Source organism: Actinomadura spongiicola (assembly GCF_003432485.1).
In the GTDB taxonomy this organism is placed as follows: domain Bacteria; phylum Actinomycetota; class Actinomycetes; order Streptosporangiales; family Streptosporangiaceae; genus Spirillospora; species Spirillospora spongiicola.
This window is the reverse complement of record NZ_QVNQ01000016.1, coordinates 14,001-39,428: the sequence shown is the minus strand read 5'-3', so window position 1 is coordinate 39,428 and position 25,428 is coordinate 14,001. Positions and strand designations below refer to the sequence as shown.

The 25,428-nt window shown below is 73.3% G+C and carries 22 protein-coding genes; 13 read left to right on the top strand and 9 right to left on the bottom strand.

The features are described 5' to 3' along the window. The first annotated feature begins 12 nt into the window (after positions 1–12). The 3 genes from ruvX to D0T12_RS33570 are packed head-to-tail and all read left to right on the top strand — an operon-like array spanning position 13 to position 2,452. Positions 13–471: a Holliday junction resolvase RuvX gene (ruvX, locus tag D0T12_RS33580; protein ID WP_117404977.1), complete on the top strand. Its 459-nt coding sequence runs from the start codon at positions 13–15 to the stop codon at positions 469–471. Beyond that, positions 468–1,628, top strand: a complete 1,161-nt coding sequence (gene mltG, locus D0T12_RS33575) for an endolytic transglycosylase MltG (protein WP_117404975.1) — start codon at positions 468–470, stop codon at positions 1,626–1,628. The genes ruvX and mltG overlap by 4 nt, the downstream gene beginning before the upstream one ends. Further along, positions 1,601–2,452 (top strand): shikimate dehydrogenase, encoded by an 852-nt coding sequence (locus D0T12_RS33570; protein ID WP_117404973.1) that lies wholly within the window; start codon positions 1,601–1,603, stop codon positions 2,450–2,452. The genes mltG and D0T12_RS33570 overlap by 28 nt, the downstream gene beginning before the upstream one ends. Positions 2,453–2,718: 266 nt before the next feature. Here D0T12_RS33570 and D0T12_RS33565 read toward each other — a convergent pair whose 3' ends face one another. After that, positions 2,719–4,092: a prenyltransferase/squalene oxidase repeat-containing protein gene (locus D0T12_RS33565; protein ID WP_117404971.1), complete on the bottom strand. Its 1,374-nt coding sequence runs from the start codon at positions 4,090–4,092 to the stop codon at positions 2,719–2,721. A 293-nt stretch (positions 4,093–4,385) separates the two neighbouring features. Between D0T12_RS33565 and D0T12_RS33560 the strand changes: the two genes are divergently transcribed. Then, on the top strand, positions 4,386–4,955 hold the full coding sequence (locus D0T12_RS33560; RefSeq protein ID WP_158581727.1) for an HIT family protein: 570 nt from the start codon (positions 4,386–4,388) through the stop codon (positions 4,953–4,955). On the opposite strand, the gene D0T12_RS33555 is transcribed toward D0T12_RS33560, so the two are convergent. Further along, positions 4,931–5,869, bottom strand: a complete 939-nt coding sequence (locus D0T12_RS33555; RefSeq protein ID WP_117404967.1) for a carbohydrate kinase family protein — start codon at positions 5,867–5,869, stop codon at positions 4,931–4,933. The two genes, D0T12_RS33560 and D0T12_RS33555, sit on opposite strands and share 25 nt — an antisense overlap. 11 nt (positions 5,870–5,880) lie before the next feature. Then, positions 5,881–6,375 carry an NUDIX domain-containing protein gene (locus D0T12_RS33550; RefSeq protein ID WP_117404965.1) on the bottom strand — a complete coding sequence of 165 codons (495 nt, stop codon included), beginning with the start codon at positions 6,373–6,375 and terminating at the stop codon, positions 5,881–5,883. Positions 6,376–6,875: 500 nt separating this feature from the next. Here D0T12_RS33550 and infC point away from each other — a divergent pair, with 500 nt between their 5' ends. The 8 genes from infC to pheT all read left to right on the top strand — a co-directional run bounded on the left by infC (position 6,876) and on the right by pheT (position 14,872). Continuing rightward, on the top strand, positions 6,876–7,424 hold the full coding sequence (gene infC / locus D0T12_RS33545) for a translation initiation factor IF-3 (RefSeq protein WP_117404963.1): 549 nt from the start codon (positions 6,876–6,878) through the stop codon (positions 7,422–7,424). 190 nt (positions 7,425–7,614) lie between these two features. Further along, positions 7,615–7,809: a 50S ribosomal protein L35 gene (gene rpmI / locus D0T12_RS33540; protein WP_067894345.1), complete on the top strand. Its 195-nt coding sequence runs from the start codon at positions 7,615–7,617 to the stop codon at positions 7,807–7,809. A gap of 69 nt (positions 7,810–7,878) precedes the next feature. After that, positions 7,879–8,271: a 50S ribosomal protein L20 gene (gene rplT / locus D0T12_RS33535; protein WP_117404961.1), complete on the top strand. Its 393-nt coding sequence runs from the start codon at positions 7,879–7,881 to the stop codon at positions 8,269–8,271. A gap of 34 nt (positions 8,272–8,305) precedes the next feature. Beyond that, the gene (locus D0T12_RS33530; RefSeq protein ID WP_117404959.1) at positions 8,306–9,121 is read left to right on the top strand and encodes a TrmH family RNA methyltransferase; all 816 of its coding nucleotides are present in this window, start codon (positions 8,306–8,308) and stop codon (positions 9,119–9,121) included. A 360-nt stretch (positions 9,122–9,481) separates the two neighbouring features. Then, positions 9,482–9,904: an STAS domain-containing protein gene (locus D0T12_RS33525; protein WP_233526448.1), complete on the top strand. Its 423-nt coding sequence runs from the start codon at positions 9,482–9,484 to the stop codon at positions 9,902–9,904. 144 nt (positions 9,905–10,048) lie between these two features. Continuing rightward, positions 10,049–11,146 (top strand): PAS domain-containing sensor histidine kinase, encoded by a 1,098-nt coding sequence (locus D0T12_RS33520; protein WP_117404955.1) that lies wholly within the window; start codon positions 10,049–10,051, stop codon positions 11,144–11,146. A 139-nt stretch (positions 11,147–11,285) separates the two neighbouring features. Continuing rightward, complete coding sequence (pheS, locus tag D0T12_RS33515; RefSeq protein ID WP_117404953.1) at positions 11,286–12,395, top strand: phenylalanine--tRNA ligase subunit alpha; 1,110 nt, start codon at positions 11,286–11,288, stop codon at positions 12,393–12,395. Continuing rightward, a complete protein-coding gene (pheT, locus tag D0T12_RS33510) occupies positions 12,395–14,872 on the top strand; it encodes a phenylalanine--tRNA ligase subunit beta (protein ID WP_117404951.1) in 2,478 nt (825 codons plus the stop codon). Before pheS ends, pheT begins: the two co-directional genes overlap by 1 nt. Positions 14,873–14,920: 48 nt before the next feature. Here the strand turns inward: pheT and D0T12_RS33505 are convergent, their stop codons facing one another. From D0T12_RS33505 to D0T12_RS37210, 4 genes are all read right to left on the bottom strand, one after another. Next, positions 14,921–15,712 (bottom strand): ABC transporter permease, encoded by a 792-nt coding sequence (locus tag D0T12_RS33505; protein ID WP_117404948.1) that lies wholly within the window; start codon positions 15,710–15,712, stop codon positions 14,921–14,923. Further along, entirely contained in the window at positions 15,709–16,494 is a 786-nt protein-coding gene (locus tag D0T12_RS33500; RefSeq protein ID WP_117404946.1) for an ABC transporter permease, read from the bottom strand. Before D0T12_RS33500 ends, D0T12_RS33505 begins: the two co-directional genes overlap by 4 nt. Then, on the bottom strand, positions 16,491–17,444 hold the full coding sequence (locus tag D0T12_RS33495; protein WP_117404945.1) for an ABC transporter ATP-binding protein: 954 nt from the start codon (positions 17,442–17,444) through the stop codon (positions 16,491–16,493). Before D0T12_RS33495 ends, D0T12_RS33500 begins: the two co-directional genes overlap by 4 nt. Before the next feature lie 69 nt (positions 17,445–17,513). Then, positions 17,514–20,246, bottom strand: coding sequence for an ATP-binding protein (locus D0T12_RS37210; protein ID WP_158581726.1), 2,733 nt, complete (start codon positions 20,244–20,246; stop codon positions 17,514–17,516). 264 nt (positions 20,247–20,510) lie between these two features. Here D0T12_RS37210 and D0T12_RS33485 point away from each other — a divergent pair, with 264 nt between their 5' ends. Then, a complete protein-coding gene (locus D0T12_RS33485; protein WP_117404943.1) occupies positions 20,511–22,127 on the top strand; it encodes an ABC-F family ATP-binding cassette domain-containing protein in 1,617 nt (538 codons plus the stop codon). A 2-nt stretch (positions 22,128–22,129) separates the two neighbouring features. On the opposite strand, the gene D0T12_RS33480 is transcribed toward D0T12_RS33485, so the two are convergent. Continuing rightward, a complete protein-coding gene (locus D0T12_RS33480) occupies positions 22,130–23,464 on the bottom strand; it encodes an extracellular solute-binding protein (RefSeq protein WP_117404942.1) in 1,335 nt (444 codons plus the stop codon). 13 nt (positions 23,465–23,477) lie between these two features. Then, positions 23,478–25,361, bottom strand: coding sequence for a vWA domain-containing protein (locus D0T12_RS33475; protein ID WP_117404941.1), 1,884 nt, complete (start codon positions 25,359–25,361; stop codon positions 23,478–23,480). Between the last annotated feature and the right edge of the window lie 67 nt (positions 25,362–25,428).

Here is a 25,428-nt window from a genome sequence, read left to right as displayed (position 1 = left end):
GGGGGCCCGGCGATGAGGGACGGTGTCCGGCTGGGCGTGGACGTCGGGAGCGTGCGCATCGGGGTCGCGCGGTGCGACCCCGGCGGGCTTCTCGCCACCCCGCTGGAGACCGTGCGGAGCGGCAGGGGCGACGTCGCCCGGATCGTGGAGCTCGTCGCCGAGCACCAGGCGATCGAGGTGGTCGTGGGCCTGCCGACGTCGCTGTCGGGCAGGGAGGGCCCGGCGGCACGGTCGGCGCGCGAGTTCGCGGCGCGGCTCGCGGACCGGCTCCCGCCCGAGACGGTGCGGCTGCACGACGAGCGGCTCACCACCGTCACGGCCGAGAGCGGCCTGCGGGCCGGTGGGGTGCGCGGCAAGGCGCGGCGCGCGGTCGTCGATCAGGCGGCCGCGACGGTGCTGCTCCAGGCGGCACTTGACGTGGAACGGTTGACGGGGCGTCCGCCAGGCGAGATCGTCCGGGGAAGCTCATGAACGACTTGGACCTCTTCTCAGACCCGTACGGTGACGGCCAGCCGTACGACGAGCGGTACGGCAGACGCGACCAGAGGCGCGTCCGAAGGCGGCAGAAGCGCCGTAGGCGCAACGGCCGCGCCGCCGCCCTGTTCGCCATGGCGTTCCTCGTCGCGGTGTTCGGCACCGGCGGCGTCCTCGGGTACGCGTGGCTGGACAACAAGCGGAACCCGCCGGACTACGAAGGACAGGGCACGGGCAACGTCACCGTCCAGGTCAAGGACGGCGCCAGCGGTTCGATGATCGGCGCGACGCTGGAAAGCCACCGCGTGGTCAAGAGCGCCCGCGCGTTCGTGAAGGCCTACAACAAGGAGTCACGGGCGCCCAGCATCCAGCCCGGCTTCTACCAGCTGCGGCTGAGGATGTCGTCGGCCGCGGCGGTGGCGCTGCTGCTGGACCCGAAGTCCCGGGCGGGCAACCAGATCACGGTGCCGGAGGGCAGGCGGGCCGTCGAGCTGTACGAGCTGCTGTCCGAGAAGACGGGGATCCCCGTCAAGGAGTTCCAGGCCGCCGCGAAGAAGCCGGAGGCGCTCGGGCTGCCCCCGTACGCCGGCGGCAAGGTGGAGGGCTACCTGTACCCGGGGCGCTACGACCTCGACCCGAACGGGTCGGCGGAGCAGATCCTCAAGGAGATGGTGGCCCGCTTCAACGAGCAGGCGCAGCGCGTGGACCTCGTCGGCAAGGCGCGCGAGGCGGGGATGAAACCGGCGACGGTCATCACCCTGGCCAGCCTGGTCCAGGCGGAGGGCGGCAAACCCAGCGACCTGCCGAAGATCTCCCGGGTCATCTACAACCGGCTGGAGAAGGGCATGAAGCTCCAGTTCGACACGACCGTCCTGTACGCGCTGAACAGGCGGACGCTCACGGTGACCAACAAGGACCTCGAGGTCGACTCGCCGTATAACACCTACAGGTACAAGGGCCTGCCTCCGGGCCCGATCGCCAGCCCCGGACCGGACGCGATCGAGGCGGCGCTGCGGCCGGAGGAGGGGACGTGGCTGTTCTTCATCGCCACCGACCCGACGAACAAGCTCACCGAGTTCGCCACGACGGAGGAGGAGCGGGTCCGGCTGGAGAAGAAGTTCCGGGCATGGCAGAAGGCGAACCCGGGCCAGTGACGTCGGTGACGCGGGCCGCGGTACTTGGCTCGCCGATCGCGCATTCCCTCTCGCCGACCCTGCACCGGGCGGCGTACGCGGAGATGGGCCTGGACACCTGGTCCTACGAGGCCATCGAGTGCGGCGAGGACGCCCTGGCCGGGCTGCTGGACGGTCTCGGCCCCGAATGGGCGGGCCTGTCGCTGACGATGCCGCTCAAACGCGTCGCGCTCGACCTGGTCGACACGGTGTCGGACCTCGCCGTGAAGGTCGGCGGCGCCAACACGATCGTCCTGCGGGACGGGCGGCGCCACGGCGATAACACCGACGTGTACGGCATCGTCACGGCGCTGACGGAGGCGGGCGTGTCCGCCCCCGCCTCCGCGCTGGTGCTCGGCGGGGGCGCGACGGCCGCGTCCGCGCTGGCCGCGCTCGCCGGGCTGGGCTTGGACGAGGCCGTCCTCGCGGTGCGGACGCCGGACCGCGCCGCCGGCGCCGTGGCCGTGGGGGAGCGGTTCGGGCTCGCGGTCCGGGTCGTGACGCTCGACCGGGTCGCCGAGGCCCTCCCCGCCGAGCTGGTGGTGTCGACGCTGCCCGGACGTGCCGCCGACCCGTTCGCCGAACCGGTGGCCGCGTCCGGCGCGGCCCTGTTCGACGTGGTGTACGCGCCGTGGCCGACGGCTCTCGCGACGGCGGTCGCCCGATCGGGCGGCACGATCGTCGGGGGCTTCCCGATGCTCCTGCACCAGGCCGTCCGGCAGGTGACGCTGATGACCGGCCGCGACGACGTCCCCGTCGAGGCGATGCGCGCGGCAGGCGAGGCAGAACTCAAACGCCGCACCTAGCCACCAATCCAACGCGACCTCACTCCGCACGAACACGTGCCCCGCCCGACGCAACGACACCAGAGGCAAGCAAAACCGGACAGACAGCGCAGCGATGCCGCATTCACTCAGACCCGGTCACCCAGCGAGCCGGGCCCTCCGAACACAACGGCCTCAGCCCGCGCCGAACGCGTTAGCCGGGCGGATCGCGAAGCGATGTCGCGTTCGCACGGGAACGGTGACGTAGCGAGCCGCCAGGCGAGCGCAGTGGGCCGTTCCCGCAACAGTTACGCGCCGCGTGAGGTGCGGCGTCGGCGCATCGACTCGTTGACGCCGGTGAGGGCGATCGGCAGGATCACGCTCAGCCAGAAGTCCTTCCACCCCCACAGGCCGACCGCGACGCCCGCCGCGCTGCACACGCACACCAGGACCAGCAGGAACGCCGCCCAGTGCCCGCGGGCGAGCGCGCCCACGTCGACGAGTCGGCGGCGCGGCAGCAGCTCCGCCAGGGGCACCTCCCGGGCGTGCGCGCGCTGCACGACGGTGGCGTCGGGCAGCCAGTGCAGGACGTCCGCGTTCCCGGTGAGCGGCATCCGGTCGAGCGCGACGAGGGTCTCCAGCCGCCACCACAGCGTCCACAGCGATGTGCGCCCGGTGCCGGGCTGGCCGTTCCACCGCCGGTCGCCGGCCTCGCCGCGGACCAGCGTCCGGAACGCGCGGGCGACGGTGGGGCCGTGCGGGCCGCGCGGGTCCCGCAGCAGCGCGGCCAGCGCGATCGGCAGCCCGTAGTGCCAGAGGGCGAGCCGCCAGACCGGTTTGGACCCCGAGCCGTGCGGCGAGACGTCATAGGTCTCGATCCAGGTGTGGTCGTCGCCGGGGTCGAGGTGGTCGAGGAGCCAGTCGTAGGCGTCCAGCAGCCGCTCGGACCGCAGGTCGGGCCGCGCCTCCGCCAGTGTCACCAGCGCGAACGCGGTGTGGGTGACGGTCGGCCGGGACGCCTGTGTCGGTCCCCAGCCGGGGCGGCGCGCCGTCCGGTCCGCGGTCAGCCACTCGACCCCCCGGTCGACCGCCGGGTCGTAGGGGTTGAGCTGGCTCAGCGCGCGGAGCGCCAGGCACGTCAGCCACACCCGGGACTGGCAGCCGCGCAGCGACCCCCAGCCGCCGTCCGGGTTCTGGTTGTGCCGCAGCCAGTGGTAGGCGCGTCTCAGGTCGGGGGCGTCGTCGCGCAGGTCGCAGCGGGCGCGGGCGAGGAACCGCGCGATCCAGGCGGTCGCCTCCACCACCGGCATGCCGAGGCTGGTCTTGGTGGCCCAGCCGCCGTCCTGCAACGGGTCGTCGGAACCGGCCTGCCGGGAGGCGAGGAACGCCAGCCCGTCGTCGAAGTACTCGAACGGGCGGCCCGCCTCCACGAACGCCAGCAGCCCGACGGCCGTCGCGGTGGTGCCCGGCTCGGGCCTCGTCAGCTCGTGGTACCAGCCGCCGCCCGTGCCGAGCGCGGGCGCGTAGGAGTCGCGGAGGACGTCGAGCGACTCGTCCAGCCGGGTGTGCAGGAGCGCGATGTCGATGGCGGGGACGTCGGGGACGGGCCGCCGTGACCGGGACGGGGCGGCGGGACGGGGAGCGCGGGGCGCCGGTTCCGGGAGCGGTGGTATCTGGTTCACAGTTTCGCCTTCTGCCCCTGGTTATGCCCGTATTCTCGACTCGCGTACCCCGTGAGCCTTAGGCAGCTATCCATTTCCGCAGAGACCTGTGGCGGTCCGGAAGGTCCCTGCCGGGCACGCTGGAAGGCGAGCGACCCCGCCCCCGTGGACCTGGAGGAGGCTTGACCGAGCCGCCGGTGTGGACCGAGCCCCGTCACGACTGTGTCCTGTGCCCGCCCCTGCGTTTCCGGTTCAACGGAATGGTCGATCTGCCGGGAGAATCAGGAGTTATCGCAAGCGACGGAGATTTCCTTTTGATCCCGGATTTGGCGCCGCTCGTGGAAGGGCACGTGCTGCTGGTGACCCGCGAACATCACCAGTGCGCCGCGATGTTCGGCCCGGAGATGTGGGTGCGGGCACGACGATGGCGCCATCGCGTCGCCCGCCTCTACCACCGCGCCTACGGGACGGACGAACTGCTGCTGTTCGAGCACGGACCGGCCAGGCCCCAGGGCGGAGGCGCGTGCATCGACCACGCCCACTGGCACTTCATTCCCGGAACCCACGACCTCCGCGCGCTGGTGGAGGCACACGGCCACCGCGGCGCGCGGGCCGACCACGGTGCCCTGCGCGCCCACCTGCGCACCGGCCGCTCCTACCTCCTCATCGAGGAGGACGGCGTCGCGACCGTCCATCCCGGCGACGGAGTGCGGAGCCAGTTCCTGCGCTGGGCGGTGACCGCCACCCGCCAGGACGAGACATGGCGCTGGCAGGAGACCTTCGGCCTGCCCGAGAGCAGGCGCCGCTTCTTCCGCACCCTCCAAGCCCTGCGCGCGGCGACCGCTCCTCCCGACGAGGATCAGCTTTCGGACAGCCACCTGTAGAGCTCGGCCGCGGCGAGCCGATCGCCGAACCCCGTGCGCTCCACGCCCTCCACATACCCGGTCGGGTACTCCACGGGAGAACGCTCGCGCTGATGGACGAGCACATGCTCCAGCGCCGTCGCGCCGAAACGCAGCAGCCACAGCGGGCGGCCCGGGACCGTCCGGTCCAGCGCCGGAAGCAGGTCCCGCACCTCGTCCCGGCTGATCGGCGCCGGGCGTCCGAGCAGCCGCGCCAGCGTGGGGGCCTCGGAGATCACCAGGTCCGCCAGCGCCAGCATCGGCAGGACCGCGTCCACCGGGAGCCGCCCGTCGACGTCGTGCGGGACGAGATCGAACGCCACCCGCGTCCCCGCCTCACGGGCGATGCCCGCCGCCGCGTGCAGCGCCGCCCGCGAGACCGGCGACAGCAGCGAGTACCCGTCGGTGACCAGCACGTCCGAGCCCGCGATCGCGGTCGCCGCCGAGCGGACCTCCGGCACGCCGAGGCGGCGGCACGGCGGCTCGTCCTGGACGACCATCAGCCGCACCCCCCGCCCGCCGTTCCCCGGGTCGTCGCGCAGCATCACCGACACCCCGTTCGGTGTTCCGGGTTCGACGCGCAGCAGGTCGACGGCGCCGATGCGCCGCAGCTCCCGGCGGATCGTCCGCGTGTGGTCGTCGTCGCCGATCTTGCCGAGCACGCCCACCCGGTGGAAGTAGCGGGCCGCGGGCCGGGCCAGGTTGACCGCCGTCCCCGCGACGACCGCCCGGGCCGGGGCGTAGGCGAGCCGGTCGGCGCGCAGCTCCGCGAACCGGACGTCCGGGAGCGTCGCGCGGACCTCGATCCCCACGTCCCCGATGACGAGCAGCGAGAACCGTCGCTCGTCCACGCCGTCCAGACCGGGCCACCGCGCCGGAGAGGGGGACCGGACCATGCCCGCGGCGGTCAGCCCGGCGCCAGCAGGAACGCGCGCATGACCGGGCGCAGGTCCGGGATGAGGTCGTAGGCCCCGACCTCGGGCAGTGCCACCCACGCGCACCTGTCCAGATGGTCGCCCGAGTCCTGGTTCTCCAGGCTGACGTCCAGCGTCACCGCCCGGCAGCGACGCGCCGCCGCCACCACGCGCACCTGCCCGCCGCCCGGGGCCCGCCGGTCGGGCATGAACCACTGCCACAGATGGAACGGCGCCCCCGGCTCGATCTTGAGGCCGACCTCCTCCCAGACCTCGCGGCGGATGTGGTCGTCCAGGTCCAGGTCGTCGCCCACCTCCAGCCGCCCGCCGGGCACCTCCCAGCGGCCAGGATGGAACGGGTCGGACGCGGACTTGCGGACCAGCAGGAGCCGTCCGCCCGAGACGATGAACGCCTTCTGGGCGAACTCCAGCCGGATCGGGAACGAAGTGGTGAGGGGGCCGGTCGCACCGGCCTCGATCGAGGGCATCGCGGGAAGTACCTCCCTGGTGCCGGACCCACCGGGCCGTCTTCGCCACACCGTAACAGGCGAGGACCGCGCCGCCGAGGGCACCGGCGAGCCAGACCATCATCACCCCGCTCCCCGGGCCGGGGAATGGACGGCGACTCCGGGCGGTTGACCTGAGCGGCGTACCTCAGGTGAATCCGAGAGGCAAGCCCCCACGCATGGCGCACGATATCCCGCATAGGTGGTAGTCTTGTTGGCCGACCGGCCCAGCGCGCCACCGAGCTTCGGAGAGCGCGCCGGGCGCACAAGCGGAGGCCACCTCCCACCTGACCGGCCGCGAGGCCGGTGGGTAGTTCGGTCCGGCGGACGGGCGTTCGACGCTCGGGCCGCCGTCGTCCCGGCGGTCCGGCCGTCCGGGAAGACCGAAGGTGGCCCCGTGCGTGAGTCGTGCGGGGCTTTCTCGTGGAAGCCTTGGGGTACGACCGGTCCAACGAACGTGAGAACGGCCCCAAGGAGGTCCCATCAGCGCCGAACCGCGTATCAACGACCGCATTCGTGTGCCCGAGGTCCGGCTCGTCGGCCCGAACGGCGAACAGGTGGGCATCGTGCCCATCGCCAAGGCCCTCGAGATCGCGCGTGAGTCGGATCTCGACCTCGTCGAGGTGGCGCCCACCGCGCGTCCGCCCGTCGCCAGGCTCATGGACTACGGAAAGTTCAAGTACGAGTCCGCGATGAAGGCGCGCGAGGCGCGGAAGAACCAGGCGCACACGGTCATCAAGGAGATCAAGCTCCGCCCGAAGATCGACCCGCACGACTACGAGACCAAGAAGGGTCATGTCGTACGGTTCCTGAAGGCCGGGGACAAGGTGAAGGTCACGATCATGTTCCGTGGTCGTGAGCAGTCCCGTCCCGAGCTTGGCTACCGGCTGCTGCAGCGGCTCGCCGACGACGTCGAGGAGCTCGGCTTCGTCGAGTCGCGGCCCAAGCTCGACGGCCGGAACATGATCATGGTGATCGGTCCGCACAAGAAGAAGGCGGCCCGCGGTCAGGAGACGTCCGGGACCGCCTGAACGGCCGACCGGGACCGGCCGCGCGGCGGCCCCGACCCATCCCGCGACCGCGCGGGACGAGCGGGGTCGCGGCGCACGTACATTGAAGCCTGACCCGGCGCGTCCACGATCCGCCGTGCGATGCGCCGATCAGGCGCGCCCCCGTGCGCGCCCGCACGGGGCCGGAACAGTTAGGGAGACGACGGCGACCATGCCGAAGACCAAGACCCACAGCGGTGCCAAGAAGCGCTTCAAGCTGACCGGCACCGGCAAGGTGATGCGCCGCCGCGCCAACCGCAACCACCTGCTCGAGCACAAGCCGTCCAAGCGGACGAGGCGCCTCGACGGCCCGGCCGTGGTGGCCGACGCCGACGCCAAGAACATCAAGAAGCTGCTGCGCAAGTAGCGCTCGACCCCAGACATCAGCGACCGGCCGAGGCCCGACGGCCCCGGCCCCCACGAAGGAGTCCAGCACGTGGCACGCGTGAAGCGGGCGGTCAACGCCGCCAAGAAGCGTCGGGTCGTCCTTGAGCGGTCGAGCGGCTACCGCGGCCAGCGTTCGCGCCTGTACCGCAAGGCCAAGGAGCAGCAGCTCCACTCGATGACGTACGCCTTCCGGGACCGCAAGGACCGCAAGGGTCAGTTCCGCCGGCTGTGGATCCAGCGGATCAACGCCGCCGCCAGGGCCAACGGCATCACCTACAACCGGTTCATCCAGGGCCTGAAGGCCGCGGAGGTCGAGGTCGACCGCCGCATGCTCGCCGAACTCGCCGTGAACGACGCGCCCGCGTTCGCCGCCCTGGTCAAGGTCGCCAAGGACGCGTTGCCCGCCGAGGGAAACGCGGCCGACAACACGGAAGCGGCCTGAGCCGGGTCTCCCGGACACGGGCGAACACATCGATATGGCGGGCCGCGAGCTGACCTCCGTCCGATCACCGCGGGTGAAGGCCGCTCGCCGGCTCGCCAAGCGGGCCTTCCGCCGTCGCGAGAACCGGTTCCTCGCCGAGGGACCGCAGGCGGTGCGGGAGGCGCTGGCGATCCCCGGCGGCCTCGCCGAGCTGTTCACCACGGCGGAGGCGGAGGCGCGTCACCCCGACCTGATCCTCGCCGCCGAGCGCGCCGGCGCCCCGGTGCTGCGCGTCAGCGGCGAGATCATGGCCGAGCTCGCGCAGACCGTCACCCCGCAGGGGCTGCTGGCGGTCTGCGGGTTCGTCGACGTCCCGCTGGGCAAGGCGCTTGAGCCCCGCCCGCGGCTGGTGACCGTCCTCGCGCACGTCCGCGACCCCGGCAACGCGGGCACGGTGCTGCGCACCGCCGACGCCGCCGGCTCGGAGACGGTCGTGTTCACCGACGCGTCCGTCGACCCCTACAACGGCAAGTGCGTGCGGGCCTCGGCCGGAAGCCTGTTCCACCTGCCGGTCGTCGTCGGCCCGCGGTTCGACGCGCTCATCCCCGAGCTGCGGCGCACCGGGCTGACGATCCTCGCCGCGGACGGCGCCGGAGACCGCACCCTCGACGACGCCATCGACGGCGGGCTGCTCACCCGCCCCACCGCCTGGGTGTTCGGCAACGAGGCGTGGGGGCTGCCGGACGAGATCCTCGACCATGTCGACGAGGTCGTGCGGGTTCCGATCCACGGCCGCGCCGAGAGCCTGAACCTCGCCACCGCCGCGGCCGTATGCCTGTATGCCTCGGCCCGCGCGCAACGCGGAACATGACGTCCGCGCGTCATGTCGGTCACGGTGTTTCGGTGCGATCCGTGATCGGATGGCCGCAATCGGTCGCCTAATGCGCCGCTTGCCCTCGGGTGAGCTGCGAAGATGGTCTCCGCGCGGACGGCGGGCCGGGGGGCCGGCCACCGCGCCGGACTCGTTCGCAGGTAGGAGCGGGATACAGGCCGGACGAGGGATCCGGTCGACTCGTTCCGCTGCCTACCGTGTTGATCAGTGCGTTGACCAGGGCGGTGACGATGCCGCGAGGAATTGGGGGCGAAGGTGATGACCGACCAGACCAGGCCGGCGAGGAGGCCGGGCCGGCGGGGGCCGGAGGTGAGATGCCGGAACGTTCCGACCGCTCCCGTGCCGTCCGAGTCCTCCGTACCGGTCGCGGTCCCCGGTGTTCGTGACCCGGGTTCCGCCGACCCGTTGACGGTGGAGATCGCCCGGGTCCGGGGCGACACGGCCGTCGTCGCGGTGGCCGGTGAGATCGACCTGCGCACCGCCGACACGCTGCGGGCCCGCCTCGTCGAGATCCACGGCGAGGGCTCGCGCCGCATCGTGGCCGACTTCGCCGGGGTCCCGTTCTGCGACGCGGCCGGGCTCGGCGCGCTGGTCGCCGCGCACAACCGGATCTCGGTGTCGGGCGGTGAGATCGCGCTCGCCCGGGTCCGTCCCGCGCAGGCGCGGCTGCTGAGCATCACCGGGCTCGACCGGCTGTTCGCGGTCCACGCGGACGTGACCGGCGCGCTCACCGATCACGACCCGTCGACCACGTCCCGGTGAGCTGCGCGAAGGCTACACATGCCTTGCCGCGAGGGGCTTTCCGGGTCCCGTAAGGCGCCCGACTGCGGCTAGAGTCTCTTCTCGACAGGCCGCGTTCTCTTCGGTGTTCTGGAGGCCGCCGTGGGCAGAGAGGAACCCCCTCGCGTGCCCCCGGGCCGGGGGCGTGGGGGGCCGCCCCCCCACCGGACGGGCGCGTCCGGGCTCTCCCCGGACGATCTGCCCGACGGGCTGATCGTCGCCGGTCGGGACGCCCGGGTGGAGGTGTTCAACGCCGCCGCGACCCGGATGACCGGGGTCGCCGCGGCGTCCGCCGTCGGCCGCGACTTCCGCGACGTCCTTCCGCTGCACGACGCCGAGGGCCGCGACTGGTGGAAGTGCCTGGCCCCCTATGACGGCCTGTCCACCCGCACCAGGCACCCCGAGCGCGTGCTGTTCCTCCCTGACGGCACGGAGGTCCTGGTGACCGCCGCGTACCGGCGCGACGCCCAGCGCCGCGTGGAGAGGTTCACGGTGTGCCTGCGCGACGCCCTGCACCGGGCCCGCCGGGAACGCGACCGCGCCGACCTCGTCTCCACCGTCGCCCACGAACTGCGCTCCCCGCTGACCAGCGTCAAGGGGTTCACCGCGACGCTGCTGGCCAAGTGGCACCGCTTCAACGACGACCAGAAGCGCGTGATGCTGGAGACCGTCAACGCCGACGCCGACCGCGTCACCCGGTTGATCACCGAGCTGCTGGACGTGTCCCGCATCGAGGCCGGACGGCTGGAGATGCGCCGCCAGGTCGTCGACCTGCCCGAGGAGATCCGCAAGATCATCGCGGGCCGGGTCGCCGCCGGTGAGCCCGAGGACCGGTTCCGGTTCGAGGCCCGCGGCGAGCTTCCCGAGATGTGGCTCGACCCCGACAAGATGGACCAGATTCTCGGTAACCTGGTCGAGAACGCGGTGCGCCACGGGGCGGGAACAGTCACCATCGTGGTGGAGCCGGACGCGCACAAGGAGGGAGCAGCCGTGTCGGTGCGGGACGAGGGCGAGGGCATACCGCCCGAGGCCGTGTCGCGCGTCTTCCGGCAGTTCTGGCGTGGTCCCGGCGGCAACCGCAGAGGCGGCACCGGCCTCGGGCTCTACATCGTCAAGGGCCTGGTCGAGGCGCACGGCGGTGTGATCACCGTGCGGCGGGCGCCCGGCGGCGGCGCCGAGTTCCGATTTACCGTGCCCGCAGGGGCCCCCGACTACGCCGGCTGAGGCGGCGCGCGCCGCCTCACCTCGGCCGTCATCCGGGTCCCTGGTCGGGCCAGCGCGTCCCGCGCACGCTTTCCGGATCTTCACCGCCCGCGCACTAGACTGCGGGCGTCCCACGCCGACCGGAGTCGATCACACAGCCATGTCTGCACCCAACAAGTCCTATGACCCCGTCGAGGTGTCCGCGCTCCAGCCGCAGGAGCTGGAGCGGGCCCGTGACGAGGCGCTCGCGGCGATCGCCGCCGCCGCCGACCTCGACGCGCTGAAGCAGGTCCGTCTCGCGCACGCGGGCGACCGTTCCCCGCTGGCCTTGGCCAACCGCGAGATCGGCGCGCTGCCTCCCGCGGGTCGCGCCGAGGCGGGCAAGCGCATCGGCGCCGCCCGCGGCGCCGTCGCGAAGGCGCTGAAGGCGCGCCAGTCCGAACTGGAGGAGGAACGCGACCAGCGCGTCCTCGTCGAGGAGACCGTCGACGTCACGCTGCCGTGGGACCGCGCCCCGCGCGGCGCCCGGCACCCGCTGACCACCATGCGGGAGCGGATGGAGGACGTCTTCGTCTCGATGGGCTTCGAGGTCTCCGAAGGCCCCGAGGTCGAGGCGGAGTGGTTCAACTTCGACGCGCTCAACTTCCTGCCCGACCACCCCGCCCGCACCATGCAGGACACCTTCTTCGTGGAGTCGGAGGAGTCGGGCCTGGTGATGCGCACGCACACCTCGCCGATGCAGATCCGGTCGCTGCTGACCAGGGAACTGCCGGTGTACGTGGTCGCTCCGGGACGCACGTTCCGCACCGACGAGCTGGACGCCACGCACAGCCCCGTCTTCAACCAGTTGGAGGGCCTCGCGGTCGACGAGGGCCTGACGATGGCCGACCTGCGCGGCGGGGTCGACGCCTACGTCACCGGCATGTTCGGGGAGGGGCTGAAGACCCGGTTCCGGCCGTCGTACTTCCCGTTCACCGAACCGTCCGCCGAGGTCGACATGCAGTGCTTCGTGTGCCGGGGCGCGTCCGCCGAGCCTGGCGGCGACCCGTGCCGCACGTGCGGCTCGGAGGGCTGGATCGAGCTCGGCGGCTGCGGCATGGTCAACCCGCGGGTGCTGGTGGCCTGCGGCATCGACCCGGACCGCTACAGCGGCTGGGCGTTCGGGCTGGGCATCGAGCGGGCGCTGATGTTCCGGCACGGCGTGGAGGACATGTACGACATCGTGGAGGGCGACGTGCGGTTCACCCTCCCGTTCGGGATGGAGATCTGATGCGGGCCCCGCTTTCCTGGGTGCGCGAGTACGTGGAGCTGCCCGCCGGTGTGACGGGACGCGCGCTCGCCGAGAAGCTGATCGCGGCGGGCCTGGAGGTCGAGACCGTCGAGCAGGCCGGCGCCGACATCACCGGCCCGCTCGTCGTCGGCGAGGTCCTGGCGATCGAGGAGCTGACCGGCTTCAAGAAGCCGATCCGCTACTGCCAGGTGAACGTCGGTCGGGCCAACGGCACCGGCGAGCCGCAGAACATCGTTTGCGGCGCCGTCAACTTCGAGGTCGGCGACCGCGTGGTCGTCATCCTGCCCGGCGGAGTGCTGCCCGGCGGGTTCGAGATCGGTGCCCGCAAGACCTACGGCCGGATGTCGGAGGGCATGATCTGCTCGGTCGCCGAGCTGGGCGTCGGCGACGACCACGGCGGCATCCTCGTCCTGCCGCCGGACACGCCGGTCGGCGCGGACGCGGTGGAGCTGCTCGGGCTGCGCGACGACGTCCTGGACATCGCCGTCACGCCCGACCGCGGCTACGCCCTGTCGATCCGCGGCATCGCCCGCGAGGCCGCCATCGCGTACGGGGTGCCGTTCACCGACCCGGCGCGGGTGGATCTCCCCCCGAAGAACGGGGAGTCGTATCTGGCGAGCATCGGGGATCCGTCCGCGTGTGACCGGTTCGTGCTGCGGGAGGTGCGCGGTTTCGACCCGGACGCGCAGACCCCGATGTGGATGCGGGTGCGGCTGCACCGCGCAGGGATGCGGCCGGTGTCGCTGGCCGTGGACGTCACCAACTATCTGATGCTGGAGCTCGGGCAGCCGCTGCACGCCTTCGACCGGGGCAAGCTCACCGGCCCGATCGTGGTGCGGCGGGCCGAGCCGGGGGAGAAGCTGGAGACGCTCGACCACGTCACGCGGACCCTCGACCCCGAGGACATCCTCATCACCGACGAGTCGGGTCCGATCTCCATGGCCGGGACGATGGGCGGTCTCGCCACCGAGATCGACGAACGGTCGTCCGACATGGTCATCGAGGCGGCGCACTTCGACGCCATCGGCACCGCCCGGATGAGCCGCCGCCACCGCCTGCACAGCGAGGCGTCCTACCGGTTCGAGCGCGGCGTCGACCGCGAGCTGCCGCTGTACGCCTCGTACCGCGCGGTGCGGATGCTCGCCGAGCTGGGCGGCGCGGAGGTCATGCCGGGCGTCACGCACGCCGAGGCGCCCGTCGAGCCCGTCACCGTCACGATCCCGGCCGGGCATCCCGACCGGGTCGCGGGCGTGACGTACGGGCGGGACGCCGTCGTGCGGCGGCTGGAGCAGGTCGGCTGCACGGTCGAGGGAGCGGACACGTTGACGGTGACGCCGCCGTCGTGGCGTCCCGACCTCACCGACCCCAACGACCTCGCCGAGGAGGTCATCCGCCTCGAAGGGTACGAGAACATCCCGGCGCGGGCTCCGCGCCCGTCCGCGGGCAAGGGGCTGACCGCCCGGCAGCGGCTGGGCCGCCGGGTCGGTCGGGCCCTCGCCGGCGCCGGGTACGTCGAGGTGCTGCCCTTCCCGTTCGTCGGGGAGAAGGACTGGGACGCCCTGCAACTGCCCGCGGACGACGCGCGCCGCCGGACGCTGCGGCTGGCGAACCCGCTGTCGGAGGAGGAGCCGCTGCTGCGGACCACGCTGCTGCCGGGCCTGTTCAAGACCCTGGCGCTCAACGTGGGACGCGGCTTCGCCGACACCGCCCTGTACGAGATGGGCACGGTGTTCCGGCCGCGTCCGGACGCGCCGGAGCGGGCGCCGCGCCTCGCGGTCGACCGTGGCCCGACGCCCGGGGAGCTGGCGGACCTGGAGGCGGCGCTGCCGGACCAGCCGCAGCGGGTCGCGGTGGTCCTGTCCGGTGACCGGGAGCCGTCCGGCTGGTGGGGCGGGGGCCGTCCGGCGCTCTGGGCGGACGCGATCGAGGCCGCCCGCGCGGTGGCCCGCGAGTTCGGCGTCGAACTGGCGGCGCGGGCCGACCGGCACGCCCCGTGGCATCCGGGCCGTTGCGCCGCGCTGTACGTGGGCGACACGCTCGTCGGGCACGCGGGGGAGCTGCACCCGCGTGTCACGAAGGCGTACGGGCTGCCGCCGCGGTCGTGCGCGATGGAGCTGGAGCTGCGCCGCCTGGGCGACCCGGTTCCGGTCCGGGCGCCGCACGTGTCGAGTTACCCGGTCGCCACGCAGGACGTTGCGCTGGTCGTCGACTCCGCGGTGCCCGCCGCGGAGGTGGAGGCGGCGCTGCGCGACGGCGCGGGCGACCTTCTGGAGGCGATCCGCCTGTTCGACGTCTACACCGGCGAGCAGGTGGGGGAGGGCCGCAAGTCCCTGGCGTACTCGCTGCGGTTCCGCGCCCCGGACCGGACGCTCACCGCCGAGGAGGCGTCGCAGGCCCGCGACGCCGCGGTGGCGGCGGCGTCCGACCGCACCGGCGCCGTTCTGCGTGGCGCCTGACGGAAGTCGACGGGTGAACGCGCGTCCCGGGTCCGGGGCGCGCGTTCCTCACGCGTGGTCGAGGCCGCCGTCGCGGCGGCCCACGGACACGAGCCGCTCCGTCGACAGCGCCGCCACCGCGTACCATCCGGCCCCGACGAGCGCCTCCGCGCAGATCAGCCCCATGACGTGGCCGGTGGACGCGCCGTCCAGGACGCCGCGGATCGCCTGGAGCCCGTGCACGACGGGCAGGACCTCCACCGCGACCCGCAGCGGGCCGGGCCAGGTGTCGACCGGGACGTTGACGCCGCCGAAGGTCATGACGACGCCGTAGGCGAAGTTCAGTACCAGCCATTCGACGCCGCGCAGCCGCAACGCGACGCCCGCCAGCGCGCACCCGTACCCGTAGCTGCTCGCGAGGATGAGCACGATGACGGGGATCGCGTACGCGGCGCGCGGCCAGGGCAGCGGGACGCCCAGCAGCGGCGGCAGCACCAGCCAGGCGGTCAGCGAGCTGGCGAGGCCGGTCACCGTCCACTGGAGCCCGCGCCCCAGGTACACGGGCAGGTGCCCGGACGGGGTGATGGCGAGCAGCGGCAGCGTCCCCATGGCCCGCTCCCCGGCCAGCGAGATCACCACGATGGTGGACTCCAGGCAGGCCAGCACCACGATGTTGCCGACCAGCACGTACCGCATGGTCGTCTCGTCGCCGACGTACCGGCCCAGCAGGGCGTAGAACGCGGCCTGGCACAGCAGCCGCACCAGCCACCCGAACGTCCACGTCCGCCACGTGTAGACGGCGCTCATCTCGGCGAATCCGAGGATCAGCGATTCCCGGACGATCCTAAACACGGGCCTCATGCGTGCCCCACCGTCCCCTCGCGGCGGGCCCGATCCACGTAGCGGCGTGTCAGCCACAGTCCCGCCGCCATCGCCGCCGCGCCGAGCCCGAGGACGGCCGCGACCGACCGGGGCCAGTCGGAGGCGTCGCCGCGGACGGTGTCGCGCAGCAGTTCCGCGCTCCACGACAGGAACACGACCCGGCTGAACGGGTGCAGCCAGCCGGGCAGCGCGGCCACCGGGACGAGGATCCCGCCGAGAATGTAGAACGGGTAGCCGAGCGAGTTCTGCAGCACCTCGTGGGCCCGCGACATCACGAACACCGCCGAGATGAGGGTCGCCGTCCCGACCGTCGCCAGGCAGGTCGCGGTGATCGCGAGCGCGAACGGGACGGGGTCGGCGACCGTCAGTACCCGGCCGAAGGCAAGGGCCGCCGCCAGCCACGACTCCGCGAACGCCGCCGCGCCGACCAGCACCACCGTCGCGACGCGTCCGGCCACCACCAGGCCGAGCGGAACGGGCGTCGCGATCATCGGGGAGAACCGGCCCGCCCAGCGGTCCTCGGTCACGACGCGTCCGGCGTAGTCGAGCGCGGCGACCCACAGCCCGATCAGCCCCGGCGCGAGGACGGCGTTGGCGACGACGTCCTCGCGGTCCTCCGTCAGCGCGAGCGCCAGCATCGTCGTCGTCTGCATGGGCGCGATCAGCAGGATCAGGGCGTGTTCCGGGCGCCGCCGCGACAGGGCGATCTGCAGGAGCACCGCCCGCCACACCACGCGCAGCGCCGCGTGCGGGCCGCTCATACCGTCATCCCCCGGTCACCGACCGCGCGCAGGTACACCTCTTCGAGGGTCGGCTCGCCGCGCCGGGCGGTGAGGACGTCGCGGTCCAGCAGCCAGGCGAGGACACGGCGCGTGCCGTCCCGGTCGGCGGTGTGGACGCGCCACGCGCCGGGCGCGCCGTCCCGCCGCTCGACGTCGACCACGCCGGGCAGGGCCGCCGCGGCGTCGGCGAGCGCCGGGTCCGGGTCGGTGTAGTCGACGCATTCGCGGTCGCCGAGGAACCTCCCGGCCCGCGCCGGTTCGCCGCTCAGCAGCATCCGGCCGCGGTCGATCAGCGTGACGCGGTCGCACAGCGCCGTCGCCTCGTCCATGTCGTGGGTGGCGAGCAGGAACGTGCGGCCCTCCGCGCGCAGGTCGAGGACGAGGCGCCGGAAGGCGGCGGCCGCGGCGGGGTCGAGCCCGGAGGTCGGTTCGTCGAGGAACAGCACACGCGGCTCGTGCAGCAGGCCCCGCGCCAGGTGCAGCCGCTGCCGCATCCCGCGCGAGTACCCCTCGACGGGGTCGTCGGCGCGTTCGCCGAGGCCGACCCGTTCCAGCAGCGCGCCGGCGCGGGCCCGGGTCGTGCGGGCGTCGAGCTTGTAGAGCGCGCCCCAGAACAGCAGGTTCCGGCGCGCGGTCAGCCGGTCGTAGAGGCCCCGGTCGCCGCCGAGGACGAGCCCGACGAGCGACCGGACGTCCCGGGTCTCGGCGACGACGTCGTGCCCGAGGACGCGCGCCGTCCCGCCCGACGGCAGCAGCACGGTCGAGAGGATCTTGATGAGGGTGGTCTTGCCCGCGCCGTTCGGCCCGAGCAGCCCGTGGATCTCGTTCCGGTCGACGGTCAGGGACAGGTCGTCCAGGGCGACGACGGTGTCCCGGCGCCGGTACGCGTAGACGCGGCGCAGACGGCAGGTGTGCACGGCGGCTTCCATGGCACCACCGTCGAGGTAAGACACGCCCCGGAGCCATAAGACCCCGCCTTAATGTCCACCCGCCGCGCGCTAAACCAGGCCGCGGTCGCGGGCGGTGGCCGCGGCCTCCCCGCGCGAGGCGGCGCCGAGCTTGGCGAGGATGCGGGAGACGTGGACGCTGGCGGTCTTGGGGGAGATGAACAGCTCCTCGGCGATCTCCTTGTTGGAGCGGCCCCGCGCCAGCAGCCGCAGCACCTCCGACTCGCGGGCGGTGAGCGGCCCGCCGGACGGGCCGGACAGGCCCGCGCGGCGGGCCCGCTCGGAGATCCGCCGGGTCAGCGGCGCGGCGCCCAGCCGGCCCGCGATCCCGGCGGCGCGGTCGAGCCGCGCGGCGGCGATCGCGCGGTCCCCGGCCGCCAGGTCGGCGCACGCCGCCCCGTACAGCGCCCGCGCGAGCGGATAGGGCTGCTCCAGCGCCTCCCACGCCGCGACCGCCGCGGGCCACGTGGCGGGGTCGCCGGACAGCGCGGTCACGGTGGCGGCCCGCGCCGCCGCCGGCGGGGTCGCGGTGGTCAGCCGCGCCGCCAGCGCGGCGACCTCGGGGAGGCGCGGCCCTCCGGCGTGGGCGGCGGACTCCAGCAGCGGCCACAGATGGCAGGGCTGCGCGGTCAGCCGCGGATGGCGCAGGACGGCGTCCACCACGGCGCGGGCCGCCGGACGGTCGTCCTCCGCCAGCCGCCACTCGACGAGCATCGCGGCGAGGGGCAGCGTGGTCTGCGGGAACCCGGCGTCCAGGGGAACGGCGAGCGCCTCCGGGTCGGGTTGGGGGCCGGTGCCCCGCGCGGCGAGCAGCGCGATCCGCCAGATCATCATCTGGAGGCGGAACGCGGGCGCGTGGTGCCGGTCCAGATGGTGCTGGAGCGTGTCGGCGGCCTCGTCCCAGCGGCCGAGCCGGTACAGCGCCTCGACCCGGTTGACGGCGATCGCCGCTCCCACGGCGCGCATGAGCCCGGCGTCCTCCATGACGGCGAGACCCTCGCCCGTGAGCGCCAGGGCCTCCGCCGGACGACCGAGGTTCAGGCGGCAGTGCGCCAGCGTGTTCAGCACGTGGACGAGTTCCCACGGGGCGAGGTCGCCGTGGCGGAGCCGTTCCAGCGCCGCCGGGTCGCCCTCCCCGTCCCGCGCGGCCGCGCCCGCGACGGTGATCTCCAGGCCGGTGCGTGCCCGCACGTCGCCGTGGGCGCGGGCCAGTGGCAGGCCCGCGCGGCCGAGCCGTTCGCCCTCGTCCATCTCGCCGTAGACGAGCAGCCGGGAGCTCAGTCGCGCCAGGACCCGGACGCGGACGTGCCCGGCCGCGAGCCGTTCCGCCTCCCGAAGGTCGTCCAATTCGGCCTCCCCGCCCTGGAAGGCGCGCAACGCCGCGCGGAGGAGCAGCAGAAGGGCGGCGCGGTCGGGGTCGCGGGCGCGGTCGGTGTCGTCCAGAAGCTCCTGGACGAGGGGCAGCCCGCGGTCCGGGTCGCCGACGGCCGCGGCGGCCTCCGCCGCGGCCTCCATCACCCGGTGGCGGGTGAGGCCGGTCAGGGACTCGGCGCCGGGGACGAGCTCCCACAGGTCGAGGACGCGTTCCAGCAGCGACAGTTGGTCGGCGTAGGCGGCGGCCGCCTGCCGCTCCACGGCGGCGTGCCACGCGGCCGCCAGGGCTCGGGCGTGGTCGCCGCACCCCTGCCAGTGGACGGCCAGCGCGCTCTGCGGCGCGGCGCTGAGGTCGGGCGAGCGTTCGACGGCCTCGGCGTACCGGCGGTGCAGGGCGGAGCGTTCGCCGGGCAGCAGGTCCGCGTGGACGGCGTCGCGGATGAGCGCGTGCCGGAAGGCGTACCCGTCGCCGTCGGCGACGAGCAGCCCGTGGTCTGCGGACGGGCGCAGCGCCTCGGTCAGCTCGGCGTCGCCCAGTCCGGTGACCGCCGCCAGCAGGGCGTGGCCGACGCGGTCTCCGGCGGCGCTCACGGCGCGCAGCACCGCGCGGGCGGGGCCGGGCAGCCGGTGGACGCGGGCCAGCACCAGGTCGCCCAGGGATCCGGGCACGGCCGCGCCGGGACTCGCGACCAGGGCCTCGACGAACAGCGGGTTGCCGCCGCCGCGCGTGTGCACGTCCCGCACCAGGGCGGGGTCGGCGGCCCCGAGGATGCCGCGAACCTGGTCGGCGACCTCGCCGAGGGTCAGCGGCGGCAGGTCGAGCCGGGTGACGTGCGGCAGCCGGGCCAGGTCGGCGAACAGCGGGCGGGTGTCGGGCTCCTCGGGTCGGAAGGTGACCACCGGCAGCACGCCCGCGCGGGGCGGGTTCCGGAACAGGAAGGACAGCAGGTCGCGTGTGGAGCGGTCGGCCCAGTGCGCGTCCTCGACCACCAGAACGACCGGTTCCGACGCACCGAGCCGCTCGAAGAGCGCCAGGACGTGTTCGAACAGCCGCATCTGCCCGGTTCCGTCGTCCGGTGGCGGCGCGGCGGCGGTGAGGGCGGGCATCAACCGTCCCAGCTCCGGCATGGCCGTCGCGGGCATCAGGGAGGTGACCGCGTCGCGGCCGAGGCGCCGCAGGATCGCGGTGAAGGGGGCGTACGGCAGGCTCGCCGCGCCGAGGTCGAGGCACGCCCCGGTCAGCGTGCGCAGGTTCCGGGTGAACTCGGCGACGAGCCGCGTCTTGCCGCCGCCCGCCTCACCGGCGACGAGCACGGCGGCGGGCTCGCCCGCGTGTGCGCGCGTGTGCGCGGCGTGTAACTCGGCGAGTTCTGTGGCGCGCCCGGCGAACACCGGGCTGACGATGTCCATCCGGCCCAGCATGCCGTCTCTTATCGCTACTTGTGTTGCAATAAGGATTCGGGTAGTTTGGGTGGCGTTCTGTCGTCGCCCGGTTGGGGAGTCCGTTGAGGATCTGAGGTCCGACACCGCGCGGAGGCCGCTAGGCGGCCCGCGCACGTGACCTCAGTGCGGACCATCGTCCCGCCGGGCTTTCTCATGCCCGCCGGCGCGTCGCGCGACCCGCGGTGTCTCCATGCGTCCCGCACCCGCTCATCACCATGGAGGCAACCCCTCATGTCTTTCGCCATCGTGTGCTCGGACCTGTCGTTCGCGTGGGAGGACGGCACCGTCGTGCTGGACGGCCTCGACGTCGCGTTCGGCGCCGGCCGGACGGGTCTGGTCGGCGTCAACGGCTCCGGCAAGTCCACCCTCCTGAAGATCATCGCCGGTGAGCTGCGTCCCGCGGCGGGCACGGTCACCGTCGACGGGGCGATCGGGTACCTGCCGCAGAACCTCGTCCTCGACGACTCGGCGACGGTCGCGGATCTGCTCGGCATCGCCGGGCCCCGCGCGGCGCTGCACGCCATCGAGCGGGGGGAGGCCACCGAGGAGAACTTCGCCGCGGTGGGGGACGGCTGGGACGTCGAGGAACGCGCCCACGCCGAACTCGGCAGGCTCGGCCTCGGCCACCTGGACCTGGACCGCACCGTCCCGACGCTGTCGGGCGGGGAGGCCGTGCTGACCGGGCTCGCGGCGCATCTCCTCGCCCGCCCGGACGTCCTGCTGCTGGACGAGCCGACCAACAACCTCGACCTGGACGCGCGGCGCCGCCTCTACGACGCGGTCGAGTCCTGGACGGGCGTCCTGGTCGTCGTCAGCCACGACCGGGAGTTGCTCGACCGGGTCGACGAGATCGCCGACCTGCGCGACGGCGCCGTCCGGACGTACGGCGGGAGCCTGTCCGCCTACGAGGAAGTGCTCGTGGTCGAGAGGGAGGCCGCGGAACGGACCGTCCGGGCCGCCGAGACCGACCTGCGCCGCCAGAAACGCGAACTGGAGGAGGCCCACGTCAAGCTGGCCCGGCGCCGCCGGTACGGCGCCAAGATGTACGAGAACAAACGCGAACCGAAGATCGTGATGGGCGCCCGTAAACGGCAGGCGCAGGAGTCGGCGGGCAAGCACCGCATCATGCACGAGGAGCGTCTCGCCGACGCCAGGACGCGGCTGGTCGAGGCGGAGGACGCGGTCCGCGACGACGACGAGATCCGCGTCGAGCTGCCCGCCACCGACGTCCCCGCCGGGCGGACGGTCGTGACCGTGACGGGCCTCGGCGCCCCCGATCCGGAGGTCGCGACCCTCACCGAGCTGGTCGTTCGCGGTCCGGAGCGGATCGCGCTCACCGGCCCGAACGGCTCGGGCAAGACCACGCTGCTACGCGCGTTGACCGGCCACCGCGTCCCCGAGGGGATCGACGTCAACGTCGGCGTGGACGGCGTCCGGTACCTGCCGCAGCGGCTCGACGTCCTCGACGAGGCGCTCAGCGTCGTCGACAACGTCCGCGCGGCGGCGCCGTCGGCGTCGCCGGCCGAGGTCAGGGCCGGGCTGGCGCGGTTCCTGTTCCGCGGCGCCCGCGCCGAGCGGCCCGCCGGGACCTTGTCGGGCGGTGAACGGTTCCGCGCCGTGCTGGCGTCGCTGCTGCTCGCCGAACCGGCCCCGCGGTTGCTCCTGCTGGACGAGCCGACCAACAACCTCGACATGGCCGCCGTCGCCCAGCTCGGTCAGGCCCTCGCCGCCTACCGTGGAGCGTTGATCGTCGTCAGTCACGACGTGCCGTTCCTGCGGACGCTCGGCATCACCCGCTGGCTGCGCATGGACCGCCGGACGGGCCTGTCGGACGTCGATCCGATGTGAGCTCAGCCGGCGCGGCCGCGCGCCGCCCGGTCCAGGGCGGCGGCCAGCCGGTTCAGGAACGTGTTGTCGTCGGGCGCTTTCGGGCACGCCGAGGGTGCCGTGCACCGCAGGCGTTCCCGCAGATATTCGTGCAGGTGCCGACGCAGCACCCGGCTGAACTCCGGGTAGTAGGCCGACGACGGCCGGGCCCGCGCCCCCCTGACCGCATCGCGGATCTTCCCGGGGTCGGCGTGCAGGACGAGTCGCTTGCGATGGGTCCCGCCACACGCGGCGGCGTCCGGCTCGTACGCGTCGCCGCGGACGGGGACCAGACCGCCGCACGCGAACATCCGCTTCTGCTGCGGCGCGTCCGTGAGATAGGTGATCAGTTCGCGGGCGGCGCGGGCGCGGTCGTCGGGAAGGGGGGCCGCGATGGCGAGGCTCTGCCCGCCGAGGACCCGTTCCCCCGGATAGGGGACGGCGTCGATCTGATCCGGTCCCAGCTTGGCGCCGTCGGTGAGCAGTTGGGTGTAGAAGGCGGGCCAGTCGCGAAGGAACGCCACCTTGCCCTGCTCGAAGGCGTCGATGCCGGCGTTCTCATCGGCGTCCAGGGATGCGGGGGACACCGGCGGACGGTCCCCGCGCATGGCGGCGGTGAGCTGGCGAAGCGTGGCGAGCACGGCGCCCCGGTCCATCGTCACCGTGCCGTCGTCGGACACGGTGATGTCCCCGCCGAGGTCGCGGATCAGTTCGAGGATGTTGACGGTGAACCCCTCGTAGTCGTGAAGCTGGAGCATCAGGCCGCTGGTGACGGGAGATTTCGGCCGTGCGGTCAGCGCCCGCGCCGCGGCCATCAGCTCCTCAGGGGTCCCGGGGGCCTTTCCGACCAGGTCCTTGCGGTAGATGAGCAGCGGCGCGTCGGTGTTCAACGGAACGGCCCAGAGTTTTCCCCGGAAGCGCCCGGTTTTCAGTACCTCGGGGATGATGGCCTTCAAATCGCCTTCGGGGATCCCGACGGGGTCGATGTAGCCCGCTTCGGCGAACTCCGGGATCCACGGCGTGTCGATGAGGAACACCTCCGCCGCGCAGGTTGCCGACCGCGCGGTGGAGACGAGTTCGCTGTGCTCCAGATCGCTGTTCGACGGCAATTCCCGGAACTCCGCCCTCGTCCCGTCCTTGGGCTGCCAGCCCTGGACGAGCGCGCGGCGCGTGCCCGTGTCGTCTCTCCCGCCGAGGACGGTGAGCGGCCCCTCCGTCCTGCACCGGGACGGCGCCGACGTCGCCTCGCCGTAGACGGTCATGGCCAGCAGAGTGATCGCGAAGCCGAGGAAGGCGACGAGGCGCAGGCGGTTCGACATTCCGGCTCCTTCCCTACAGTTTGGAGAACAGCGCGTCGAGCATCGCGTCGGCGGTCCGCTTCCCGTCCACGCAGTGGAACTTGGGCAGGGTGGCCTCCAGGGCCACCAGGTCGTTCGCGCAGCCCGCCCCCGTCAGCGCCAGCACGTAGACGTCCGGGCTGTCCGCGTCGTCCAGCGCGTCCCTGAGCCGCCGCTGGGTGGACAGGTCGTCACCCGCCGGGTCGTCGTTCTCCCCATCGGTCAGCACTACCAGCGTGCGCCTGCCGGTTCCGTGCCCGGCCACGGCGGTGATCGCGTGGTACAGCGGGGTGGTTCCGGCGTCGGCGCGGCGCAGCTCGTCCAGCTTCGTTCTGATCCGCATGGTCTGGGGGCCGTCGGCGGGCGCGTGCGGGACCAGCATGGCGGGCGCGCGTCCAGTCGCGCCGCCGGGGAAACGCCACAGGCCCACCCGGTCGCCGCGGCCGAACCGGGTCAGGGCGTTGTCGATGATCGTCAGCGCGTTCGTCAGTCGCGTGCCGCCGCGCGTCCGCCCGTTCATCGTCGCCGAGTAGTCGAGCAGGAACTCGATGGAGATCGGTCTGCGCGCCTCCGCCATGAGGTTTCGGCCCTGTATCAGGTGCTCGGGCATGAGCGTGGAGCCGGCGGGCCCCTTGGCCGGTGGCGGGCCGTGGCGGGCGAGCCAGTCGCCGAACCCGTCCGCGAACCGGTTCCCCTCCTCGTCCTCCCCGCCCCAGCGGACCTGCACGATGGGCCGGTCGATGGCCGGGGTCCATCCGCTGGGGCGCAGCGTCGCCAGATGCTCCTCCCGGGGCAGGACGGAGACCCCGCACGGCTGGCCGGAGTTGTACTTCTCGACGGAGGTCAGCGGCACGAACGCCACGGCGATCGTGGAGCCGTCCGTGTCCAGCTCGCGAAGCCGGCACAGCGACTCGCCGGGGTCGTCGGGCACGCCACCGTCCCGGTCGATCATGTTGAACAGCTGCCGCCGCCGCGCCTGTGCCGCGCCGTCGCCGCCGAGACTGCCGCTGAAGAGCGCGAAGACGCCGGCCAGCCCCGACTCGGTCCGCTCCGGGCGCGGCAGGACCAGGCGGGTCGTCCGGCCGAGCAGACTGTCCCACGACACCGACCCGGCGCCGGTGAGACCGAGGCTCTCCACGACGCGTTGGGACGCGGCGAGCACCAGGGGTGACGGCGTTCCGAAGCTTCCGTCGGTCCGCAGCCGCGCCGGGCTTCCGCCGCGCGACCGGATCCACATCCCGTCGGGGCGCAGATCGCGCAGGGGCACGCCGGTGGCGAGGCTCACCGCGGCGCGGGTCCCGGGCACCCAGACCTTCGGGTGCGGCCGCTCCGCGAGGTCCCACATCCCCGTGAACGCCGCCTCCAGCTCGCCCGGCGGAGGCGCCTCGAACACGGTCACGCGGACGGGTGCGCAGCGGTCGGCGTCCTGTGCGGCCTCGTGCTCGGCGTACAGGTCCGCCTGGGCGTCGACCGCGTCGATGTTCTCCGGCGCGGCCATGACGGGCACCTCGGCCGGCGGCCGGCACCCCTCGTCTCCCCAGGACACCGCGCGGGGCACGGTCGTCCAACCGGCGAAGAGGACCACGGCCACGGCCGCGCCGGTGAAGGCTGCGAATCCGGCCCGGAGGACGACGCCGGCCCCGCCCAGGCCGTGCCGGACCTGGGGAGGGCGCAGCCCGCGAACGTCGATCGCGTACAGCACGCCGTCCACGAAGAGCAACGCGGCGACGCACCCGATGAAGAACAGCGGGAGACGCTCGACGCCGTAGGCGCCCGCCAGCGCGGCCGAGGCTGGGACGGCGACGCCGAGTAACGGCAGCCAGATCTCGCGCACATGCTCGGACCAGGGCGGTTTGCCCAATGGCGGCCCGAACGACATCTGCGTCTCCAGCTCTCGTCGTGTGGGGAACAGTGAACAGGACGAAGACGGCCGAGAATGAGTGAAG

Excerpts from the sequence above, each read along its gene's own strand:
- D0T12_RS33555 (WP_117404967.1), bottom strand. The coding sequence starts at position 5,869 with ATGGTCCGGTCCCCCTCTCCGGCGCGGTGGCCCGGTCTGGACGGCGTG.
- D0T12_RS37210 (WP_158581726.1), bottom strand. The coding sequence starts at position 20,246 with ATGGACATCGTCAGCCCGGTGTTCGCCGGGCGCGCCACAGAACTCGCC.
- D0T12_RS33485 (WP_117404943.1), top strand. The coding sequence starts at position 20,511 with ATGTCTTTCGCCATCGTGTGCTCGGACCTGTCGTTCGCGTGGGAGGAC.
- mltG (WP_117404975.1), top strand. The coding sequence starts at position 468 with ATGAACGACTTGGACCTCTTCTCAGACCCGTACGGTGACGGCCAGCCG.
- pheT (WP_117404951.1), top strand. The coding sequence starts at position 12,395 with ATGCGGGCCCCGCTTTCCTGGGTGCGCGAGTACGTGGAGCTGCCCGCC.
- pheS (WP_117404953.1), top strand. The coding sequence starts at position 11,286 with ATGTCTGCACCCAACAAGTCCTATGACCCCGTCGAGGTGTCCGCGCTC.
- D0T12_RS33530 (WP_117404959.1), top strand. The coding sequence starts at position 8,306 with ATGGCGGGCCGCGAGCTGACCTCCGTCCGATCACCGCGGGTGAAGGCC.
- D0T12_RS33475 (WP_117404941.1), bottom strand. The coding sequence starts at position 25,361 with ATGTCGTTCGGGCCGCCATTGGGCAAACCGCCCTGGTCCGAGCATGTG.
- D0T12_RS33495 (WP_117404945.1), bottom strand. The coding sequence starts at position 17,444 with ATGGAAGCCGCCGTGCACACCTGCCGTCTGCGCCGCGTCTACGCGTAC.
- D0T12_RS33500 (WP_117404946.1), bottom strand. The coding sequence starts at position 16,494 with ATGAGCGGCCCGCACGCGGCGCTGCGCGTGGTGTGGCGGGCGGTGCTC.
- D0T12_RS33480 (WP_117404942.1), bottom strand. The coding sequence starts at position 23,464 with ATGTCGAACCGCCTGCGCCTCGTCGCCTTCCTCGGCTTCGCGATCACT.
- D0T12_RS33550 (WP_117404965.1), bottom strand. The coding sequence starts at position 6,375 with ATGCCCTCGATCGAGGCCGGTGCGACCGGCCCCCTCACCACTTCGTTC.
- D0T12_RS33505 (WP_117404948.1), bottom strand. The coding sequence starts at position 15,712 with ATGAGGCCCGTGTTTAGGATCGTCCGGGAATCGCTGATCCTCGGATTC.
- rpmI (WP_067894345.1), top strand. The coding sequence starts at position 7,615 with ATGCCGAAGACCAAGACCCACAGCGGTGCCAAGAAGCGCTTCAAGCTG.
- ruvX (WP_117404977.1), top strand. The coding sequence starts at position 13 with ATGAGGGACGGTGTCCGGCTGGGCGTGGACGTCGGGAGCGTGCGCATC.
- D0T12_RS33570 (WP_117404973.1), top strand. The coding sequence starts at position 1,601 with ATGGCAGAAGGCGAACCCGGGCCAGTGACGTCGGTGACGCGGGCCGCG.